General features: G+C 47.3%; 18 protein-coding genes. 12 read left to right on the plus strand and 6 right to left on the minus strand.

Going from position 1 to position 22,704, the window contains the following annotated elements; translation table 11 throughout:
- Positions 1–52: 52 nt before the first annotated feature.
- On the plus strand, positions 53–577 hold the full coding sequence (locus tag FC61_RS08185) for a DUF1836 domain-containing protein (RefSeq protein WP_011666925.1): 525 nt from the start codon (positions 53–55) through the stop codon (positions 575–577).
- Positions 578–631: 54 nt separating this feature from the next.
- Here the strand turns inward: FC61_RS08185 and FC61_RS08190 are convergent, their stop codons facing one another.
- Positions 632–2,425 (minus strand): glycerophosphodiester phosphodiesterase, encoded by a 1,794-nt coding sequence (locus FC61_RS08190; RefSeq protein WP_011666926.1) that lies wholly within the window; start codon positions 2,423–2,425, stop codon positions 632–634.
- Between the two features lie 362 nt (positions 2,426–2,787).
- Between FC61_RS08190 and adhE the strand changes: the two genes are divergently transcribed.
- From adhE to FC61_RS08215, 5 genes are all read left to right on the plus strand, one after another.
- A complete protein-coding gene (gene adhE / locus FC61_RS08195) occupies positions 2,788–5,406 on the plus strand; it encodes a bifunctional acetaldehyde-CoA/alcohol dehydrogenase (RefSeq protein ID WP_080664809.1) in 2,619 nt (872 codons plus the stop codon).
- 483 nt (positions 5,407–5,889) lie between these two features.
- Entirely contained in the window at positions 5,890–6,465 is a 576-nt protein-coding gene (gene apf, locus FC61_RS08200; protein WP_021742805.1) for an aggregation-promoting factor, read from the plus strand.
- A 442-nt stretch (positions 6,466–6,907) separates the two neighbouring features.
- On the plus strand, positions 6,908–9,505 hold the full coding sequence (locus FC61_RS08205) for a MucBP domain-containing protein (protein WP_233995611.1): 2,598 nt from the start codon (positions 6,908–6,910) through the stop codon (positions 9,503–9,505).
- A 413-nt stretch (positions 9,506–9,918) separates the two neighbouring features.
- Positions 9,919–10,569 (plus strand): aggregation-promoting factor, encoded by a 651-nt coding sequence (gene apf, locus FC61_RS08210; RefSeq protein ID WP_021742487.1) that lies wholly within the window; start codon positions 9,919–9,921, stop codon positions 10,567–10,569.
- 222 nt (positions 10,570–10,791) lie between these two features.
- Positions 10,792–11,142 carry an aggregation-promoting factor C-terminal-like domain-containing protein gene (locus FC61_RS08215; RefSeq protein WP_011666931.1) on the plus strand — a complete coding sequence of 117 codons (351 nt, stop codon included), beginning with the start codon at positions 10,792–10,794 and terminating at the stop codon, positions 11,140–11,142.
- A gap of 128 nt (positions 11,143–11,270) precedes the next feature.
- Here FC61_RS08215 and FC61_RS08220 read toward each other — a convergent pair whose 3' ends face one another.
- The gene (locus FC61_RS08220; protein WP_024525945.1) at positions 11,271–11,519 is read right to left on the minus strand and encodes a hypothetical protein; all 249 of its coding nucleotides are present in this window, start codon (positions 11,517–11,519) and stop codon (positions 11,271–11,273) included.
- A gap of 254 nt (positions 11,520–11,773) precedes the next feature.
- Here FC61_RS08220 and FC61_RS08225 point away from each other — a divergent pair, with 254 nt between their 5' ends.
- From FC61_RS08225 to FC61_RS08245, 5 genes are all read left to right on the plus strand, one after another.
- Positions 11,774–12,325 (plus strand): TetR/AcrR family transcriptional regulator, encoded by a 552-nt coding sequence (locus FC61_RS08225; RefSeq protein WP_035464956.1) that lies wholly within the window; start codon positions 11,774–11,776, stop codon positions 12,323–12,325.
- A 132-nt stretch (positions 12,326–12,457) separates the two neighbouring features.
- Positions 12,458–13,303, plus strand: coding sequence for a 5-dehydro-4-deoxy-D-glucuronate isomerase (kduI, locus tag FC61_RS08230; protein ID WP_035464955.1), 846 nt, complete (start codon positions 12,458–12,460; stop codon positions 13,301–13,303).
- Between the two features lie 17 nt (positions 13,304–13,320).
- Positions 13,321–14,301 carry a sugar kinase gene (locus tag FC61_RS08235; protein WP_042516688.1) on the plus strand — a complete coding sequence of 327 codons (981 nt, stop codon included), beginning with the start codon at positions 13,321–13,323 and terminating at the stop codon, positions 14,299–14,301.
- 122 nt (positions 14,302–14,423) lie between these two features.
- On the plus strand, positions 14,424–15,611 hold the full coding sequence (locus FC61_RS08240) for an acetate/propionate family kinase (RefSeq protein ID WP_021742362.1): 1,188 nt from the start codon (positions 14,424–14,426) through the stop codon (positions 15,609–15,611).
- Positions 15,612–15,897: 286 nt separating this feature from the next.
- The gene (locus tag FC61_RS08245; RefSeq protein ID WP_021742364.1) at positions 15,898–16,395 is read left to right on the plus strand and encodes a hypothetical protein; all 498 of its coding nucleotides are present in this window, start codon (positions 15,898–15,900) and stop codon (positions 16,393–16,395) included.
- A 52-nt stretch (positions 16,396–16,447) separates the two neighbouring features.
- Here FC61_RS08245 and FC61_RS08250 read toward each other — a convergent pair whose 3' ends face one another.
- The gene (locus FC61_RS08250; protein WP_021742365.1) at positions 16,448–18,070 is read right to left on the minus strand and encodes an ABC transporter permease; all 1,623 of its coding nucleotides are present in this window, start codon (positions 18,068–18,070) and stop codon (positions 16,448–16,450) included.
- A 5-nt stretch (positions 18,071–18,075) separates the two neighbouring features.
- Complete coding sequence (locus FC61_RS08255) at positions 18,076–18,969, minus strand: ABC transporter ATP-binding protein (protein ID WP_021742366.1); 894 nt, start codon at positions 18,967–18,969, stop codon at positions 18,076–18,078.
- A 168-nt stretch (positions 18,970–19,137) separates the two neighbouring features.
- Here FC61_RS08255 and FC61_RS08260 point away from each other — a divergent pair, with 168 nt between their 5' ends.
- Positions 19,138–19,794 carry an HD domain-containing protein gene (locus FC61_RS08260; protein WP_024525940.1) on the plus strand — a complete coding sequence of 219 codons (657 nt, stop codon included), beginning with the start codon at positions 19,138–19,140 and terminating at the stop codon, positions 19,792–19,794.
- A gap of 12 nt (positions 19,795–19,806) precedes the next feature.
- Here FC61_RS08260 and FC61_RS08265 read toward each other — a convergent pair whose 3' ends face one another.
- On the minus strand, positions 19,807–21,144 hold the full coding sequence (locus FC61_RS08265) for an MATE family efflux transporter (protein WP_021742369.1): 1,338 nt from the start codon (positions 21,142–21,144) through the stop codon (positions 19,807–19,809).
- Positions 21,145–21,242: 98 nt separating this feature from the next.
- A complete protein-coding gene (gene uxaC / locus FC61_RS08270) occupies positions 21,243–22,670 on the minus strand; it encodes a glucuronate isomerase (RefSeq protein WP_021742370.1) in 1,428 nt (475 codons plus the stop codon).
- Between the last annotated feature and the right edge of the window lie 34 nt (positions 22,671–22,704).

The following is a 22,704-nucleotide window of genomic DNA, read 5'->3' on the forward strand; positions in this document are numbered from 1 at the left end:
GACTAGTTGGTGTGTTATAATTTAGGTAAGAAATGGAAGGGCAGGGAATGTTATGGCTGATTTTAATCAATACACGCGGTGGGAGCATCAGATGCATGGTGTTAAATTACCACGCTGGGATGATCTTCCCAAGTTCGACCTATACATGGATCAAGTAACCGCCTTAATTAATGACGTTTTAGGACCTTTAGGGATTGATACGGTTACGCCGGCGATGATTAATAATTATGTGAAACACAATGTGATCATGGCCCCCGTGAAAAAGAAATATCAGACCATGCAGTTGACCGATATTTTAATGATCAGCCTACTCAAACCCATGTTCCAGACGGATACGGTGCGTTCGGGAATCGACCAGATTACGGCGGGCGATTATCCTAAACAGGCTTACGATAACTTTATCGGCCAATTGGAAGACCGCCTACACCATTTGGGCGAGGACCAGGTGCAACCAGCCGCGCAGAACTTGAATGAGAAGCTCATGCAGGTGGCTGTCGATACAGTGGTCTCGCGTCTGCAATCAGAAAAACTGCTGCGCCTAATTAAACGACCATTACGTAAAATTGAAAAGAAGTAAGTAAAAGCATCGTTAATCGCCAGTGAGCGGTTAACGATGCTTTTTGATATTGATTTATTGCGTTTGAGTTTCCAGAGAAAGATCATTCATGAACGTCAACAGGAGGTTGGCATAGCTGGGATGATCCGTGTTGTCCTTAATTTCTTGTTGAATCAGACCTAAGTTATTGGTAATGACGCCGTTAGCGCCCATAAACATCATTTGATCAAGACTATTTACGTCGTCGATGTCCCAAGCGTAGACCTTCTTGTGTTCTCGGTTCGCTTGGTCGACAAAGCTATCGTTTAGTGTCGTTGATTCCATTGTATAGGCGTTGGCCCGAGTCCGTGGAAAAGTTAGATTGTATGGCATGATGTAGCTGACAAATAACTGCGGATGCTCTTTTTTTAGTTTATCCATCACCTTATAACTCAGTGTGTGTACCTGCTCGTGGTTCGTTAAGATGCGTTGACCGAATTGCCGGTAGAAGCGTTCGGACAGGTCAGGGGTGTCGGCCGACCCGGTTTTAATCTCAATTAGAAGTTTTTGATGATGCTTAATTGCCGTGTTGAGATAATGATTGAAGCTAGGAATCTTTGCTTGATAGCCGTTCTCGGTCACCGTTACCTTGGTTAATTGGCGTAAAGTCATGCTGGCAACGGAACGATTGAGTCCAGCCAGGGATTTCAGATTGCCATCATGCATTACGACAAACTGGTGGTCCTTGGTCATCCGAATATCCATTTCGACGTAGTCTGGCCGTTCCTTGCTGGTTTTGACCATTGCGGGAATGGTGTTTTGAACCCCGTTACCGTTGTCGACGCCACGGTGGGCGATGGTCAACGGTTTAGTCATGGCTAAGCCGTTAAGATAAACGAGATTAAACACAACGAGGAGGGCACTGATGAGTGTTAAACCACTAATAATTAAGAGTCGCGTGCGTAGCTTGGTTCTGGCGGGTTCGCGGAATGAGAACAGGCTCAGTGGGGTTTGTTGCTGGCTATCGTGACTGCTAAGAACAACCATCATGAAGATGACCGTGGAGTAACAAACGATAAATTCGGTAATGATTTCCATGAGGAATAGATTGAAGGTGGCAGCGGCTAAGCCAAAACCAGTACGGTCAAATCCTAATTGTCCCAAGTAGATGAGGCCGTAGATTAAAGTGACCATGACCGTCACGATGGCTAAGGTCACCAGAATTTTACTGAAATAGGCCCAAAAGTGTCGACGGGTGCGTTGCCAGCTGAGGCGAATGGCCTCATGACTGTGGTAGCCATCCAGCATCATTAACGGTAAAACGGCAATAAGTCGAATACCAATATAGGCGGCTGCCACGTAGAAGATGCCCAAAAAGACGGCCCACAGTGGGTTGGCCATGAGGTAGGTCACGATGAAGGCGGGTATTTTAGCCTTGTTGAGGAGTGGCGTTGAAAAAAGCTCACTACCAAACGGAATGATCACAACGAAGTAACCAATAAAGAATAAGAAAGTACTGGGTGATGCGCCAACTAGACTTCGGAAAACATCACCCAGTACGGCACGGGAAGTCTGGGGACGGCCATTGCGAATATTCATGATCCCCAGTAATAGGTAAGCAAATTGCCAGTAGATTAAGGTAATAATGGCCAATAAAATGAGCAACAAGCCAATGATTGCTAAGGGATGCCGCAAAGCAATACTGCCGATATTGGTGTATGACACGTAGGGGACGTGTTGCCATTTCATGAGGGCGGCCGTTAACCAAGTAAAGGCGGGAACGGCAACGTAACTAATGGCCAAGTTCGTAATGAATACGAGCGTGACGTAACTCCCCCAGTGCTGAAAAAAATGACGGGTTGATTCCCGCCAGAACCGCCAAGCTTGCACAGTTCTCAACTCCTCTCACAAATATGAACTACTTCTACTTTAGCATATTCTAGTGATGGTCGGTGGAGAAAAGTTTGCCGAAAGAATCGTTAAACCTTATGAAAACAAAATCTAGTTATTATGAAAGCAAAATGTTAGTATCGTGATTTAATTCACGTATAGAAAACGGCAGAAAAAAAGTTTATCAAACTGTATGCGCTTACATCTTAAACGGCCGTAAGTGCTGACTGAATAGCGTTACAAGACCAGTTAATTAATTGTGATTTTTTTAACATAAAAGACTTGCAGATTCCCAAAAACATGTTATGATATATTTCGTGAAGAAGTTAACAAGAGTGTTTTCAAAAAATGGAGGCATAATGATGTTAAAAGACGTGAAAGAGAATTCAAAATCAAAATCAAAAGAAAGCGCTGAAACCGTTGACCAGATGATCGACCGGTTGACAGCCAAGGCCCATGACGCCCTGTGTGCCATGGATGACTTTACCCAAGAACAAGTCGATCACATCGTTCACCAGATGTCGATTGCAGCCTTAGATCAGCATATGGCTTTAGCCAAGGCCGCTTTTAAAGAAACTGGTCGTGGAGTGATGGAAGACAAGGCCGTAAAGAATATGTATGCGAGTGAAGAAATTTGGCACTCAATTAAGCATGACAAAACAGTTGGCATTATTAAGGATGACCATGAACGGCAATTGATTACAGTCGCTGAACCACTAGGAATTCTGGCCGGGGTAACGCCTGTTACGAACCCGACGTCAACCACTATCTTTAAGTCCCTAATTGCGGTTAAGACGCGGAACCCAATCATCTTTGCTTTCCATCCACAAGCCCAACAATCTTCAGTTATGGCGGCCAAAGTTGTTCGTGATGCGGCCATCGCTGCTGGTGCACCAGAAGGGGTTATTCAATGGATTGAAACGCCAAGCTTGGAAGCAACGACAGCCTTAATGAATCACCCAATGGTTGCCAGTGTCTTAGCGACCGGTGGTCCTGGCATGGTGAAGGCCGCTTACTCAACTGGGAAGCCAGCCTTAGGGGTGGGTCCTGGTAACGGTCCAGCTTACATTGAAAAGACGGCGAATATCAAACGGGCCGTTTATGACATTGTCTTATCGAAGACCTTTGATAACGGGATGGTTTGTGCCTCTGAAAACAGTGCGGTCATTGACCATGAAATCTATGATGATGTTAAAAAAGAAATGCAAGACCGTGGCGTTTTCTTCATTAAGAAGAGCGACGAAAAGGCCCTAGCTGACACTATGTTCAAACCAGAGGGTGGCGTTAAAGGCCCAATTCCAGGGATGTCAGCACAAAAGATCGCTGATTTGGCTGGAATCAAGGTTCCTGCTGGTACGAAGGTGTTAGCCGCTGAGATTACCGGAGTCGGACCAAAGTTCCCATTGTCTCAAGAAAAACTATGTCCAATGATTTCAGTTTACAAGGCAACGAGTCAGGAAAATGCCTTCAAGCTTTGTGATGACTTGCTCCACTTCGGTGGTCTCGGTCACACGGCATCTCTTCACACAATGGATGATGCTTTGGCAACGAAGTTTGGGATTGCGATGAAAGCTAGTCGAGTATTGATCAATACCCCATCTGCTATCGGTGGTATCGGGAACCTTTACAATGAAATGGTGCCATCATTGACCTTAGGAACGGGATCATGGGGTAAAAACTCTGTTTCCCATAACGTTTCTTCCTTTGATTTACTGAACATCAAAACGATTGCAAAGCGGCGAAATAATATGCAGTGGATTAAATTACCTCGGGTTTACTTTGAAAAGACATCAGTTCGCTACCTCGATGACATGCCAGGCATCAAGCGGGTATTCTTAGTTACTGACCCAGCCATGGTTGAACTCGGTTACATCGACACCGTGCTGAATGAATTGAAGCGTCAACCAAACGGCATTGAATACTCCTTGTTCTCTGACGTGGAACCTGATCCAACGACGGATACGGTTAACCGTGGGGTTGCTCAAATGCGGATGTTCAAGCCAGATACAATTGTGGCTTTAGGTGGGGGTTCAGCAATGGATGCTGCCAAGAACATGTGGTTATTCTACGAAGATCCAGAAGCCAGCTTCTTTGGCGCTAAGCAGAAATTCTTGGATATCCGGAAACGGGCTTACAAGTTTAACAAGCCGCACAAGGCCCAATTTGTTGCCATTCCAACCACTTCTGGAACGGGTTCAGAAGTCACACCGTTTGCCGTGATTACGGATTCTAAAACTCACGTGAAGTACCCACTGGCTGACTATGCCTTAACGCCAGACGTTGCGATTGTGGATTCCCAATTTATCGAAACGGTCCCTAAGAAGACGGTGGCTTACTCTGGGTTAGACGTTTTAACCCATGCCATTGAATCTTACGTGTCAAACATGGCTTCTGATTACACCCGGCCATGGTCATTACAAGCGATTAAATTAGTGATGGATAACCTGACTAATTCCTACAACGGTGATATTACAGCGCGCGAAGAGATGCACAATGCTTCAACGCTAGCTGGGATGGCGTTTGCCAACGCCTTCTTGGGGATTGATCACTCGATTGCCCACAAGTTGGGTGGCGAATTTGGGTTGCCTCATGGATTGGCTATCGCCATTACCTTGCCACACGTTATCCGGTATAACTTCAAGGAACCAACGAAGTTATCCATGTGGCCAAAGTATGACCACTTCAAGGCCGATGAAGACTATGCTCAAATCGCACGTTACTTGGGTCTGTCAGGAACGACTAATGAAGAGCTCAAGGAAGCTCTCGTCAAGAAGATCATTGATCTGGCCCATTCCGTTGATGTGACCTTAAGTCTGAAGGCCAACGGTGTCGACAAAGCCCACTTTGACCAAGCAGTGGACAAGCTAGCTGAGTTAGCCTTTGAGGATCAATGTACAACGGCTAACCCACGCGAACCACTCGTATCTGAATTAAAGCAAATTATGCTTGATGAATACGATGGTAAGAACGTCGAAAAATAAGCAATTAATAAATAGGTAAAAAGGATCACGATAGTTTATCGTGGTCCTTTTTTGTAGGGACAGGTCGTTACTAATCTGATAAATGTTCTTATATATAGTAGAAACGAGCGAGAAACAAGAGACAAACGGGATGAATGGTGAATCAATCACATTATTTTAACCCCACTTTTTTTCGAAAGATGGTTAATTTTTTAGGAAAAATTACGGCGAAAAGAGCCAATTATCATCGAATTTTCATTAAATATGACAAGTTTTACAGCTTTTTCGGTGCGAAATGCACGGTAAAAACCCCCTCGTTTTTACCAAAATGGGTAAAAATTGGCTAATAAAAGCGGTTTATGTAACAAACACGTAACAAATATGACGGATTGTCATACTGTAATATTTTTCTTAACAGCGGCGTAACGAAACCCCAATCTAAATGACATAACCATCAGTTATTCTAATATCCGTTAAGCAAACAAAGGAGGACATTCATTTCTTATGAATATCAAAAAAGCTTTAGTTACGACTCTTGGAACGGTAGCCGTTGTCGGCGCCGGTATCTTCGCTACTAACGATACGGCTAACGCCGACGTTAAGGTGACGGTCAAACAGGGGGATTCTGTTTGGTCATTGGCAAACAAGTACGACTCATCTATTAACGCTATTGAAAAGGCTAATAGCTTGAATAATGACTTGATCTACGTTGGTCAAACACTCAACGTACCTAACAGCAAGCAAGCTGCTACGACGCAAGCTGCTAGTGTTGCCAACAACACGTACAGCCACACAACGAGTCAAGCAACGACAAATACGACTACCAGCACAGCATCAGCTTCAACCGGGGTTTCCGGATCAGAAGCTAGTGCTAAAGCATGGATTGCTAACAAGGAATCTAGCGGTTCATACTCAGCTCGTAATGGTCAATACGTCGGTAAGTACCAATTAAGTTCATCGTACTTAAATGGTGATTACTCTGCTGCTAACCAGGAAAAGGTGGCTAACAGCTATGTAAATTCCCGCTATGGTTCTTGGTCAGCCGCTCAGGCGTTCTGGCAATCACATGGCTGGTACTAAACCTAGCTTCTAAACAAAACGTTTAAATTCAAGTAGGCACTATCGGGCAGGTCCGATAGTGCCTTTTTTTGCGTACAGTAAGTTTGATGAGTGTTAACCCACAAAGCGTGGTTTTAGATCGCTATTTACTCAGATTAAACATTTCGCCAGTTTAGTCGCCACGTTAGGCATTAAAAATAAACGGATGGGCAACAGTTATTAAAAAACGTAACGAATTAATTTAAAGTGACTTATCTAATGATAATTGCTGATATATCGGTGTTTTGACCATAATTAAATTTGAAAAACAATATAAAACATTATTGGGTGTCATAGAATTATCCACCATGTCACGTTATAATGAAATCGTAATGATTAACAACATGTAATGATGCATTATAAAAAGCACTTAATTAGTCACACTGTTATATTGATTGCAATGTTCATAAAGGGAGGAATTATCGTGTTTAAGGCGATGAATTCAAAAGAACATTATAAGATGTACAAAAAAGGTAAGCTTTGGATGGTAGCAGGGGTATTTACCGCTACTGTTATGATGGGACTTGTGGGCGGTCAACCGGCCCAAGCGGCGACGACAACGACGACTGATACCTCTACCACTGAGACAGTGACGCCAGCTAAAGCCACAGCCACTGAACAATCCTCAGCGGCGGCAACGCCAGCTAGTGCCGCTAGCTCAGCAATCACGCCAAATTCAGCCGCAACAAGCGTTGCTCAGTCTGCTACTCAAGCGGCGACTAGTTCTGCCGCACCGGTGATTTCGAAGACGGCCTCAGCTGTGACGCCTGATTCGACGGCTACTAATTCGACGTCCACGCCGGCTAGTGCGGCACCTTCATCTGTAGCGCCAGTATCATCTGCGGCTGCCATCGACGCGACTAAGGTAGCCACACCGGTATCAGCCGCAACAGCACAAGTAAAAGCAGCAACAACTCGCAATGCAGCAGCGGTTGCTCCTGTTGTGGCAACTATCCAGTCAGTGGCACCAACAGATGTCACCATTGACCAATGGATGCCTGATACGAACTTACAACAAGTGGTTCTCCATGAACTGGCGAAGACGACTGGCATTACCTCGGCTGATCAGATTACGCAGGCGATGATGGGCAATCTGACAAAACTATATGTGGATACGTCGGCGCAGCAGAACAATAAAGATTATTACTTAGCAACCATGCAAGTCCGGTCGTTGCAAGGATTGGAGTATGCGAAAAATTTAACGGATTTATGGATCTGTCCTAATCTGGATGCTAATCTCAACTGGACCGGCGCATACATGAAATACGGAAGTATTAGTGATATTAGTGCACTGGCTGGGTTGACCAACTTAACTGAATTAAATTTACAGATGAATCAAATTAGTAACATTTCAGCATTGAAGAACCTCAAACTAAAAGGGGTTTCACTCTCATACAACCAGATTTCTGACCTGTCACCGCTCCAGAATTCCAAGGATACGATGTCAACGTCGGCAACGATGGCTTATCAAATTATCAAGTTGCCCACCATTGTGTTGAATGCCAAAACAACTTCCTATACGATGCCATCCTTTATCATTACCAATCTTGATGGCGGTAATGTGCCGATTACGCCAGTGCAAACCTCACCTTATTTTGGGATGACTAGCGCCGGAACAGGAACTAATTTGGATGATGCGACGGTCGCTTGGAAAGACCTAGGGCAGTCGGGGTATCTATTCGTAGATTGGCATGACACGTTGCTGGGCCTACCAGGTTACCCATTTGATGGTGAAATTGTTCAGCCATATACGCTGAGCGATTCGGTCGGTAACGTTAATGTTAATTTCAAGACGACTAGTGGGCTATCATTGGCGCCGCAAGTGACTTTGAGTGGCAACTTGGGGGATGATTTTGACTTAAATCAATCCGCCACGGTGATGAACGCGGTTCAGAAAATTATGGCTCAAGGTTACGCTTATCAGGGAACAGCCAATGATATGGCCGTGACAGGTGTATACGCCGAAGATCCTACTAACATTACGTTGCTATTTGGCGTGAAGAAGCTTGCGGCAACGTTCAACTTTATTGATGATCAAGGGCACACACTGGCTGTGCCCCAAACGATGACGGGGGATTATGGGCAAGCTTGGCAGACACAAATTCCATCCCTAAAAGGTTATACGTTTAAGCAGGCAACCCAAGATGGTCAACCGTTAACGCTAACAGATGGCCAATTGGCGGGAACTTTAACGGCTGATACGACGATTAATTTGATTTATACCGCTGATACCAAGACGGCAACGGTACATTACGTTTATGTGGATGGCAGTGAAGCCGCCCCGAGCCAAACGATTAGTGGCAAATATGGCGATACCATCGCCTTCCCAACAAGTCCGGTGATTAAGGGCTACACGGCAAGTAAGCTGCCAACGTCAGTGTTTGGTGACGACGTGGCTGCCAATACCTTTACCGTCACCTACACCAAAGATGCGGTGACGCCACCAACCCCTACGCAACAGGTTACCGTGACGGTTCATTACCAAGATCCGGATGGCAAGGCAGTAGCATCGGACTTCGTCTTTACGAAGCAAATCGGCGATCGTTACGCGACCAGTCCCGCCGATGTAAAGAATTATCGGCTACAGGCCACACCGGCAAATGCCTCGGGAGTAGTGGGTGATCAAAATATTGTGGTAACCTATGTCTATGTCCAACAGAGTGGTGACGGGGATCAAGTAACCCCTGATCAACCAGGGACGACGACTCCCACTAAGCCGGTTAAACCGACTAAGCCAACACAACCAGCCAAGCAGCCGACTGTGAATAAGACGGGTGGGCAAGCTGATCAGGCTCGGGTAGGTACGCGAGTCAAACCACAGGCCACCGTTCAAAACGGTGCAACGCAACCAGCAGTTTCGGCCAAGGCCACGACCACGCCAGCCGGGATGTCAGACCCAACCCAGACAACGTTGAAGACTTTACCACAGACGGGGGAGCAAGCAACTTCTCCGTGGTGGGGGATCGTTCTTCTAGGTAGTCTATTGGGATTAGCAGGGTTCCGGCGCGAAAAACGACATTAACTTGCAGGCGACAGAACGGGTTATTTATGAATAAAATCAAAAATGAGCAGACCAATTCGGCGACGAGTTGATCTGCTTTTTTGATGATTGAAGTAGTTGGGCAACGAGTTATGACGGTAAATCTGCTAGATTACACCAATAAATATGGAGAAAAAGTGCTTTTTTAAAAAAACGGCACAGGCCTTAAATGGGATGAGACCGCTTTATCTGACACATGACCGCAATTAATCGCCGCTAAAGTGGGTTAATGTGTCAAGTTGGTTAACCACATTACGGATTGTCATTTTCGGCCGATTTTCTTAATCTGCGTGTAACTCACTAACAATCGCGATGTAACCTCCACGGGTTATGATAGGTCTCGTTAAGTAATTGCAAGACAGTTTCACCAAAACAAAAGGAGGACATTCATTTTTATGAATATCAAAAAAGTTTTAGTTTCTACTTTAGGTACCGCCGCAGTATTGGGCGCTGGGTTATTTGCCAGCACCACTTCCGCTAACGCCGACGTCCGGGTAACGGTGAAATCGGGAGACACGGTGGCCAAGATCGCTAACCAATATAATTCAAGTGTTTCTGCCATTGAAACGGCAAACAATTTAAAGAATGTTAATTTAATCTACGTCGGTGAAAGCCTGTCAGTGCCGAATAGCACGACCGCAGCTAGCACCACTGCTGCAACCACGGCGACGACGCAAAGCCAAAGCACGACGCCAGCTCAGTCGACAACCAAGACTAACAACAGCGCCAACACAGCAACAAACTATAGTGGCACAGCAAACCATACAACGGCTACTACGGGAACAACGAGCACTAACACGGCAGCAACAACGTCAACATCTGGCTCGACATCTTCCGCTAAGTCATGGATTGCTAACAAGGAATCTGGTGGTTCTTACACCGCGTCTAACGGGAACTACTATGGGAAGTACCAACTGACGAAGTCCCTGTTAAACGGTGACTACTCAGCTGCCAACCAAGAAAAGGTTGCTAATTCTTACGTTAGCTCACGGTATGGTTCATGGGCCGCTGCCAAGTCTTTCTGGCAAGCAAATGGCTGGTACTAAAACTAGTTAAGACGTTCACCTAAAAAAATACACGGAAACGACGGTTTAGTTCAAATGAGCTAACCGTCGTTTTGACGTGGAAAACCCCTGATAAAATAGGATTTGTACACCATACTGCAAAAAATGGGGTCGTTCGTTACACGTTTGTAACATGCGGACAATCCACCTGTAACTTGGAAAGGTTATGATATTCTTAACAATTCGCTGGGAGGGAACCTGATTTTGAAACTCAAGACAATTTTTATGTTAATCGTCATGGTCGTTTCGATGGCTCTGCCCAGCGTGACGTCTGTGGTTACGCCGGCAACGACGGCTAAGGCCAGTGTGACGTACGTTTGCAACCTATCTAAGAAAGAAAAGCGTGCGAAGGCTTGGATTGCCCGGAAAGAATCCGGTGGTAATTACCGCGCACGAAATGGTCGCTACTACGGTAAGTATCAACTAACGATTTCGATGCTTCATGGTGACTACAGTAAAGCAAATCAAGAAAAGACGGCTGACCGGTATGCCCACAGTCGTTATGGCACTTGGACTCAGGCCAAGCATCATTGGTTGGGCTACGGGTGGTTTTAATAAAAAAAGGAGCGATTTCCAGGTAATTGGAAATCGTTCCTTTTTTTGGCTGTTGATGATTCATTAGAAGGGTTACTGATGGCGGTAACTCATTACAGAGGCCCCATCCCTTATTAAATAAGTCGCCACTAAACCCCTAGCGGCTGACGTTTCATCTCTAAGTGAAATTTCAAAATGATGAGTAGATTGAACCCAATGGTCATACTAATCATTGCCAGCCAAGCAGCTGGCGTAGCGGTGTTGGTCGAGATAACGGCAGCCTTGCTTCCCCGTTCCCCAATAGCCCAGCGTGGTCGTCGATAAGTGCGATCGGCATCATACATAACGACTAGCATCATTTTATGTTGCTTGAGAAATTGCCATTCACTTTTTAACATCATACGCGCCCCTTTTGGCTGAACAGCCTGTTGATTGAACGCCTACAGAGTACCTGCAAAATTGCGGCCGGGCAATCATCAATTTTAGTGGAAGTGTTGGGTAGAAATGGCGGGTTTCAAGCGCGGCCTGCGCTTGGGGTGAGTCAGTTAGGAAACTAACGGCTTAACACAAACCGACTAGTTGTTGATTGACAGGTGCCGAAAAAAGATTTCTAATGTGGGCAGTAAAAGGAAGCAATTGTGGAGGTGGCATTATGGAAGCAGACGCGCAACGACTACAAACGGAAATAAAACTGCAACGGGCGTTTATCAAATTGGTTGGTGAGCAAGGCTTTGAGCGGGTAACCGTGCGGCAATTGACAACGGAAGCGCAGATTAATCGCGGGACGTTTTATCTCCACTATTTAGACAAGTTCGATTTACTAACGCGGTACGAAAATGATTTGGTCAATCAAGTTCACTTGATCTTCCAGCAGTATCCGAAGCCCACCGCCACCCAGACAGGCGCAAAGGATGCCTTTAGTCAGCTATTCCGCTACCTGTACCGCCAGCGGCAATTGGCCGTAATCCTATTGGAAAGTCCCGCGTCGCAGCTGACTAAGCGCATTAAACCGCTAATTCTTGAGGTGATCGGTCAACCCAAGACAACACTGATTCCCGCTGACTATGCCCGTGAGCTGGTCGCCCAGGGCGTTTTGGACTTTATTCGCTTCTGGTTAACGCAGACCCCAGTTCAGTCGCCACAGCAGGCATATACCATTTTCACCCGTAGTCGAGAATTGTCACCAGCCCAGTTGTTGAATTAGGGTTGGCTGGGCCAGAAGCTAAGAGCCTAACTTGACTTTATTTTCATTTCCTCTAAGCTAAACTTATAATGTTAACGTTTTCTTTGTGATGAACACGGTGTTTATCGCTAAATTAATTTGGAGGTAATGAAGATGGCATTTCAGATGGTCACGCAGTATGCTCATAGTCCGGAAGATATTGATCATTACAATACGGATGAATTACGACAACAGTTTTTAATGGCAGAAATATTTGTACCAGGTGATATCCGCCTGACATATACGTACAACGATCGCATGATTTTTGGTGGGGTAACCCCAACAACGACGCCTTTGGAAATCAAGCTTGATCAGCAACTAGGTGTGGATTATTTCTTGCAACGCCGTGAACTGGGATTCATTAATATCGGGGGTGCCGGCACGGTGACGATTGATGGTACGACCAGTGATGTGGCACCGCATGATGGCTACTATATCAGTATGGGGACCCAATCAGTGATCTTTGCCTCGACGGATGCCAAACACCCCGCCAAGTTTTACGTGGTGTCAACGCCTGCGCATCGGGCTTATCCTAGCAAGCAGTTGGCTTTTAAGGATGCGCTGGCGATGCCGATGGGTGACCAAGTTCATATGAATAAGCGGACTATTTATAAGTACATTGATGCCTCAACCATGGCGACTTGTCAGTTGCAAATGGGCTACACGGTCTTGGCGCCGGGGAATTCTTGGAATACCATGCCGGCCCATACGCATGCCCGGCGAATGGAAACCTACTTATATACTGAGTTTGGTGATCCCAATACGCGGGTGGCGCACTTCTTGGGGACTCCCGAGAATACCAAGCACATCTGGTTGGAGCCGGATCAGGCGGTCGTTAATCCCAGTTATTCCATTCACTGCGGGGTTGGGACGACCAACTATGCCTTCATTTGGGCAATGTGTGGTGAGAACCAGACTTACGATGATATGGATGCCGTGGATATGCACGACTTACGTTAGAAATTAGGTGATGAGAGATGACAACCAGTATATCTGGTGCTGAAGTGGTGACGATTGGTGAACCACTAGCCGTATTTGCCGCAACCGAACCGAATGTGTCGCTAGTAGCGGCCCAGCATTTTCAAAAGTTTGTTGCCGGAGCAGAATTGAATGTGGCCGTGGGGTTAGCCCGATTGGGTCATTCGGTGAGCTACGTGTCGGCCGTGGGTCAAGATCCATTGGGTCAATTTATTTTGGATCAACTCCAAGCAGCACACGTTGATCATCAACATGTTCAAGTGAGTGCCGATTATTGGACTGGTTTTTACTTAAAACAACGGGTAACCCAAGGCGATCCGGCTACCTATTATTATCGTAAAAATTCGGCAGCGGCCAATCTTGATCCGCAGGTGCTGGCGTCGCTCGATTTGACCCACGTGAAGTTGGGCCATCTTTCTGGAATTTTTGCCGCGTTGTCGGCTAATGATCAAGCCATTTATCGGGAGCTGAACCGGCGCTTGTTAGCAGTCGGGGCGACCGTGGTCTTTGACCCAAATCTCCGACCAACGCTGTGGCCGAGTCGCGCTGAGATGTGCCGAGTCACCAATCAGTTGGCTCGTGACGCGCAGATCGTGTTACCGGGATTAAATGAAGGAACCATTTTGACCGGAGAAGAAGATCCCGTTGCCATTGCGGATTTTTACCTGCAACAAAGTACCGTGACGCAGGTGGTAATTGTTAAATTAGGGGCTGCGGGAGCATTGTTGAAAGTCCGGGGGCAGGCGGCCCAGCGGGTTCCCGGGGTGCACGTGGATTCAGTCGTGGATACCGTCGGTGCCGGTGATGGGTTTGCTGTGGGCTTGATTAGTGGCCTGCTGGCGGAGGTACCGATAACCGCCGCGGTTCAACGGGCCTGTGCCATTGGGGCGTTAGCCGTTACAACGCCGGGCGATAATGACGGCTACCCGACGCCGGCCCAGTTAACCCGTTTTTATCGTGAGCATCACCTTGAAGCGTGACTATCAACCTGTCGCAACGTTGTCGTTGCGACAGGTTTTTTAATAAGTTGAACTTATCATTGAAAACGGTTACATTTTTCTTTAGACTGGAAAGTAATTGATAATAGATTGGGAGGAGTATCATGGGAAAAACATTAGCTATCAACGCCGGGAGTTCAACACTGAAATGGAAACTATTTGCCATGCCAGAAGAAACGGTCATTGCCTCAGGGATGGTCGATCGCTTGAATTTACCGGGGTCCATCTTCAAAGTTAAATTAGCGGACGGGCAAAAGTTCACGGAAACGCAAGATAAGATTACGAATAAACTGGCTGCGGCAATGGTATTGACCCGACTGAAATCTTACGGGATTGTCCAGCACTTGAGTGAAATTACGGGAGTGGGCCACCGCGTTGTCGCCGGGGGTGAGGTGTTCAAGGATTCAGCCGTCATCACGCCCACCGTACTGAAGCAAATTAAGGAATTGAAGGACTATGCGCCGTTACATAACCCAGTGCAGGCCTATTACATTGATGTGTTCCAGCAATTATTACCAGAAGCGCAGCAGGTCGCCGTCTTTGATACGTCGCTGTATACACAAATGCCGGCCATGAACTACTTGTATAGCCTGCCGTATGCCTATTACGAGAAGTTCGGGGCCCGAAAGTACGGGGCCCACGGGACTAGTCATCGCTATGTGGCGAAGCGGACGGCTGAACTCTTGGGCCAGCCATTAGAGGCGTTAAAATTAATCACGCTGCATTTGGGGTCGGGGTCATCGATTACTGCCTTCGATCATGGTCAAGCATTGGATACCTCAATGGGCTTTACCCCATTAGCCGGTGTGATGATGGGGACTCGTTCGGGGGATGTTGATCCGTCGTTAGTCGCCTATCTAGCAGAAAAATTACAGAAGACGATGCCAGAAATGATCGATATTTTGAATCACCAGTCAGGACTCTTGGGTATCTCGGAATTGTCCCCTGACCAACGGGATTTGGAAGACACCCAAGCTGACCGGCCAAAGTCTAAGCTGGCTTTAGACATGTTTGTTAACCGGGTCGTGCGTTACGTCGGTAGTTACGTGGCTGAACTGGGTGGCGTGGACGCGATTGTCTTTACAGCCGGATCTGGTGAGAATGGCATTGCGATGCGACAAGCCATTGCGGACCAGTTGGCGGGACTCAATATTGCGATTGATCCGGCCAAAAATAATTTCCGGGGTGAGGAACGGGTGATTAGTCCGGATGACGCGGCCGTTAAGGTCTTAGTCGTTCCGACCAATGAGGAATTGATGATTGTTCGCGATGTGGCGCGACTTACCCACTAAACTAGATAACCGGACCAATCGTGCCAGTGAGTGGCGATTGGTCCGGTTGTTTATTGGGGGAACCAAAGCCTTAAAGGCAAAATCCCCCAGGTTACAGTAACAGAGCTAGGTTAGTAAAAGCTTAATGGCTAATTTTAACTATTTTTTGTAGACAATGTCGATTACGTAAAAATCATGACAGTTTGTCATGAAAATCGGATTACCTTAACCAAGCAGTAACGTTAAACTAATCGATTTGAGATATGGGCGTTGTAAGCTAGGGTCAATCAAAAGGAGGAACGATTTAATGATAAAAAAAGTGATTTTAACGACCGTGAGTGCGGCGGCAGTCTTGGCAGCCGGTATCAGTTTTTCTAACGTAACCGCCAATGCCGCGACGGTCCAAGTACCGGCACAAAGCTATCATTATCAACCTCAAACAGCCATCTATGGCACAGCGCCGACAGCAAAGACCAATCAAACAGTCGCAACGACGACAACTAACAGTACCACTAACACTACTACAACGAGTCAGGCAACCGGGGCGACGACTACGGAAGCCGCCTTTGAATCCCAAGGGGTCGTTTATTTGAATAGAAATAAATGGACTTATTATTCAGGTAGCACAACCGCCGATGGCACTAAGATCAGTGCCAATGGATTAGATTCAAATGGCTACCGGGTTGTGGCAGCACCGTCAAACGTTGCCTTTGGCACAAAAATTATGACGCCATTAGGAATGGGGGTTGTGCATGACCGCGGGACGGCCATCACCGGCAACCATTATGATGTCGTCATTCAATAGATTAGAAAGCGCACCCCGAGACAACTGTCTAAGGGTGCGCTTTTTGTCGTGATTAACGGAGCTGGAGATCTCGCCGGTGGTAGCCCAGCCAGCCCAGGAATAAGACTAGGACACTCAAAGCCACCATCCAACTAAATGTGGTCCAATTGACCGCATGAACGGGAACGCGGGGCATCCACCCGGTAGGCGCCAAGCGTTGGACCCAAGTTGGTAACTGGAGGAGACCACCCATGTAGACCGCGATAAAGCCTAGTGCGAGGTAGCCCCAACTGAGTGCCTTAATGCGCGGCGCCCAGCCGACTAAACCCACTCCCAGCGCCAAAAATACCCAGATCATGGGGAGTTGAGCAGCGATGGTTTGCCAAAACTCGGCGGTGCTAATGCCATCTTGAACATGGTCAAGGCTAGCATTTCCAGTCACAATAACACCGGCGAGGCCACCGATGTAAGCCACGGTGCTCAAGCCCAAGGCACTGCTAACGTAACTGACCAACAGGCGCGAACGACTAAGTGGTCGTGCGTACAGGGCCTCCAACCAGCCATGCGTTTCGTCCGTATGCAGTTTTAAAACCAACTGTAGACCGGGGATAACGGCCACACTAGCCATGACAATAGCTAGCAGACTAGTGAAATTCAGTAGAATTTGATGATTGGCATCGTGAACCATTGCTCGGCCGAAGACTTGTTGCATGGTGGGATTGGTTTTTAAAATGTTACCGATTGTGTTAAAGACGGTACCATATGCCACCCCAAAGAGGGTAATTCCCAATAACCAGCCAATAAAAATATTGCGTTGTTGGCGCCAGATGAGGGAGAGCGGACCCCGTAACAACGGAGAAGCCGTTCGACGTCCCGGTCGAGTGGTCAAAGCGCCAGAACCTAAGTCCCGGTGTGCATTGGCAAAAACTGCACATCCCAAAATCACGAACGTTAAAAGCAAGCTGAGACCCACGGGTGTCCAATTGGGATGCTGGTAAGGACTGAGTTTTTCAATCCAACCAAGTGGTGACCACCAAGTGGACTGGGGGTGCTGAACGTCAGTGATCATCCGCGCCAAGTAACTGATTCCAAACAGGGCATAGGCGAGACCAGTGGCACTAGCGGCATGGTCGGCCAACTGGGCAGTTAACACCCCCACAGTGCCAAATAGCAGACCGGTTGTTCCGAGTCCTAAGCCAATCAGCCAGTTCCCACTGGTGGTCGCTCCGGGCATGTGGGCCAGTTGGAGCCCTAGACCGTATAGAACGCTGAGTCCACCATTGATAATGACCAGTTCTCCCATTGCCGCAGCTAGTGGGGCTAATGCCCCGACGGTATGGGCGCGAATAAGTTCGGTCACGCCTTGATCTTCATCGCTACGGGTGGCGTGGATACTTAGCGTCAGGTTCATGATTACTTGGATTAGGGCCATGAACAATAACATTTCGTTAGCAAAAATTTCGGCAGTGGTGACGCGGCCAGTGAAATGAAAGGCGCCAAACATCGCGACAATTCCGGGGCTAGCCAACGTTTGGCGAATCGCTTCAATCTCGTGTGGGGTGCCGTAGATACCGTCAAATTTAGCCGCAACACTGGCCATGAGGGCAGCCAGTACCACAATCCAAATGACGATTCGCCAGCGATCACGCCGGCAGTTCAAACGGAGTAATAAACCAGTTTTATGGTATTGAGACATTGTGATCACTCCTTTGCGTAGTAGTGCATGAAGAGATCTTCAAGGGTTGGTGGCGTGCTTTGGAGCGCCGCAATGTGATGTTCAGCTAATGTGGTCATCGTGGTGGCTAAGCTATCGGCATCAACTGAAAATTGCCACTCGCGTGCGGCGTGTCCGGGCGTAACGGCATGTAAACCGGGAAGGGTGGTGACATCGAAGTCATCGCCCAACGTGACGGCTACTGTGGTCCGCGTTAGGTGACGCATTGCAGCGAGACTACCGGTTTCAATGATTTGACCCTCACGAATAATCCCAATGCGATCACACATGCGTTCCACTTCTGACAGAATATGACTGGATAATAGTACTGCCTTTCCCCGTTTTTTAAGCGCCAGTACTGCTGCTTGAAAAAGCCGCTCGTTAAGTGGGTCTAGCCCTGAAGTTGGCTCATCAAAGATGTAGAAGTCAGCTTCCTGGGAGAGCGCAGCAATGAGGGCCACCTTTTGGCGATTACCTTTGGAATAGGTCCGGGCCTTCTTGGTGGGATCTAATCCAAATTGGTGAATCAGGGTATCCGTTTGAGTCGTGTGGGCTTGGTCGTTCATTCGGAGCAGCAGGTCGATGATCTCGCCGCCAGTCAGGTTAGGCCAGAGATAGACATCGCCGGAAACGTAAGCCAATCGCTGATGAATCTGAACACTATCCTGCCAGACGGGCCGACCGAAGAGAGTGGCGGTACCACCACTGGCCCGAATGAGCCCAAGTAAGATGCGAATCGTCGTGGATTTACCAGCACCGTTAGGGCCGATAAAACCAAAGACTTCACCGGGATAGACGTCAAAGGTGACGCCCTTTAAGGCACGAAAGTGGCCAAAGTTTTTTTGCAAATGCTGTAGGTGCAAGAGTGGTGTGGTGCTCATGAGTCATTCCCCCTAACGATTCTGAAATCGATTACATCGTAAGCTTATCGCTAAGGGAAGTCAATGTGAACGCCCTTTATGGAACGGTGACTAAATTTTGCTCAGTGGTATGCTAAAATAGATGCAGACGTTAGGGCGAACCGGTAGCCCAGGCAAGGAGGAAAACGGATGACAACGACAGTTTTAGCAGCAGTGCGGCAATTTTCACAAGCCAAAATGGGGGATGATGAGACGGGCCACGGATTCGACCATATTCAACGGGTCGTGGGGTTGGCGGATCGTTTGGTACAGGCCTACCCGCAAGCCGATCGGGTTTTAACACTGACGGCCGCTTATTTACACGATGTGATTGACGAAAAATTGGTCACAGATACTGTCGCGGCCAGTGACGAGGTGCGGCAGTTCTTGAACCAACAGGGGTTAACCGCTGAACAGGTAGCCACGGTCTTCTTGATTATGGATAATATGTCATACCATAAGACACTGGATGGTACGGCCAAGCCACTGCCATTAGAAGGCCAAATTGTGCAAGATGCAGATCGCTTAGATGCGATTGGGGCAATCGGCATTGCACGAGCCATTTACTTTGGCGGTCACTTTGGTGAGAAAATTTATGATCCGGCGGTAAAACCGCGGACAGCCATGACTCACGCGGAGTATCGCAATCTTAATAATGAAACTATCATCAACCACTTTTATGAAAAACTACTGACGTTAAAGGACTTGATGAATACGACAGCCGCTAAAAAATTGGCTGAACACCGCCAACAAGTCATGCTTGATTTCTTGGCAGAATATAAGGCAGAATGGAACGCAGAGGCTTAGGCCCCTGTTTTTTTATGGCTTAAGTAGACCATGCTTACTAATAAATCGGCAAATGAAGCCACAATAAATCAAGGAGATCAGCCAGGCTAATGGATTGGCGTAGCAAATAGCGACGAAGCCAAGTGGCGTCAGGGCTAATAGACTAGCGACCAGCCGGCCGGCCAATTCACCAAATCCGGAGACGATAGCATAAAAGCTGTGGCCCCAGCCTTGAATGGTATTCCGAAAGATCATTAGTAAACCATGCACTGGGAAGAAGAAGGCAATGATGGTGAGATATTGTAGGGCACTTGCGGTGGTGGTAGGTGACCCGTTACCTAAAATAGCAGTGACTAAGGCCCGTCGACTGAACCATAAGATGCCAAAGGCGCCAAATGAATAGATGATTTGGATTAGACAACCATTTAAGATGCCCCGCTTAATCCGATCCCGATTCCGGGCACCAAAGTTTTGGGCTTGATAGGTGGCCATCGCTGCGCCCACACTTTCCATGGGGAGCGTGAACAATTGACGAATCTTATCAGCGGCCGATTGTGCTGCCATGATAGCTGAGCCTAGTTGGTTGATGGCATCCTGCATGATAATGGCCCCGATGGCGGATACTGAATATTCAAACCCCATTGGTAGGCCAATGGCACACATGCGTTTGAGCTTGGCCCAGGAAATCCGCCAATCAGACGACGTTAGTTTTAATTGATTCTGGCCCCAAAAGAAGCGCGAGAGGTTCAGTAACCCGCCGATAAACTCACTGATTACGGTTGCCCAAGCAGCGCCAGCGATGCCTAGATGAAACTGACAAATGAACAGTAAATCTAAAACAACGTTCACAATCAGTGAAAATACGAGGAAGTGCAACGGGTGAATTGCGTCACCAAAAGCGCGTAGGGCCGCTGCCGAATAATTAAATAAGATATTGGCGGGGATGCCGATGAAGGAAATTAGTGTAAAGGTTTCGGCCATTGCTAGGATATTATTGGGCGTGTTCAGCCATTGAAGGAAATAGTTGGTGCCTAAAATCATCAGTGGCGTCAACAGGAGGCATAGCCCACCGCTTAACCACACCCCGTTGGTAAAATAAGACCGGGTGGTGGTGGCTGTTTTGGCGCCCACACTTTGAGACAGGGGAATGCTAAAGCCAATGCAACTGCCTTGAACGAATCCTAGAATTAGAAAGCTAAGGGGATAGTAGGCCCCCACTGCGGCCACCGCATCAATGCCAATCAGTCGGCCGACAATCAGCGTATCAATGAAGTTATAGAGTTGTTGGAAGAGTGACCCGCCAATTAAGGGCAACGAAAACAAAAGTAAGCGTCGCAGGGGACTACCAGTCGTTAGATCTAATTGATTCATGCCATCACTCCTTGAATACAGGATAGTAATAATGGGGAACCACCGTCATACACCGGTAGTTCCCCATTATTCATTGAAAAATTTTAGTCGGTTGCGCCTTACTTTTGGTCAAAGAAACCAAAATAATCGTGGGCGTTATTATACGAAATATCTTCGACAATCTTGCCAAGATAAGCGTCATCGTCTGGAACCTGACCGCGAACCACCCATTCACCGATCAGATCACAGAGAACCCGACGGAAGTATTCGTGCCGTGGATAGGAAAGGAAGCTCCGCGAATCGGTTAGCATCCCCACGAAGTTTGGCAAGAGACTTTGTTGCGCCATAATCCGTAGTTGGTCATGCATGCCTTCGCGGGTATCGTTGAACCACCAAGCACAGCCCAACTGCATCTTTTGAGCTACGCCACCTTGGAAGCTTTGCATCCCCGTTGCTAATTCGAGCCAATCATTCGGGTTGGTTGAGAAGAAGATCGTCTTAGGAATATTATCTTCCTCAGCCATATCACTCATTAATTGCATCAGTTCACCGGCAATGCCTGGTTGTGAACCCATGGAATCGAAACCGGCATCGGCACCTAATTTGCGGAACATAGGACCATTTGCATTGCGCAAAACATTGACGTGGAATTGCATTGTCCAGTCAAATTGCTTATTCAAGCGCATTAGGGCTTCTAGTAGGGCAGTTTGGTACCCATCGATTTCGGCCGCACTGAGGCTTTGGTTGTCTTGACGAGCTTTGTTAATGATCTGGTTCAAGTCGGCTTTAGAAACTTTCCGGAAGTGATACGTGTTGAGACCATGATCCGAGAGGTGCCCGCCTAATGAGTTGAAGAATTCAAAGCGTTGGGCCAAAGCGGCAACTAAGGAATCAAAATCAGTAATCGTGACACCAGAGACGTCACTTAACTGGCGCAGATAAGCATCGTAGTCCCCTTGGTTAATCCGTACGGCATTATCTGGCCGCATTGCTGGCAGGACTTTGAAACCGTTAGTTGCTTCTTCTTGCTTGAGCAACTGGTGGTAATGCAAATCAGAAGCGGGGTCATCAGTCGTGCAAACGACTTTAACGTTAGACTTTTTAATTAAATTCCGTGGCTTGAAGTCGTCAGTCTTTAACAACGCATTGGCTTTTTCCCAAATAGCCGGAGCATTTTTGGTGGTGAAGGGTTCGTCGATGCCAAAGAAGCGCTTCAGTTCCAAATGGGTCCATTCATATAGGGGATTGCCAATGGCTTTTTCAATCGTGCCCGCCCAAGCCAGAAACTTGTCATATTCATCGCCATCGCCGGTAATGAGATCTTCGGGAACCCCGTTGGCCCGTTCCAACCGCCATTTGTAGTGGTCGCCTAAACTGCCATCGTTTAACCAGATGCGGGTGATGTTGGGGTAATTCTTGTTTTCATAAATGTCTTTTGGTTCTAGGTGACAGTGGTAATCAATGATGGGCATTTTTTCGGCATGTTCATGGTAGAGCCGTTTGGCGGGCTCATTGGTTAATAGAAAATCTTCGTTTAATAATGTCATGATAAAATTCCTCTTTCTATGACAGATGGTTTTG

Source organism: Levilactobacillus brevis ATCC 14869 = DSM 20054 (assembly GCF_001433855.1).
GTDB lineage: Bacteria > Bacillota > Bacilli > Lactobacillales > Lactobacillaceae > Levilactobacillus > Levilactobacillus brevis.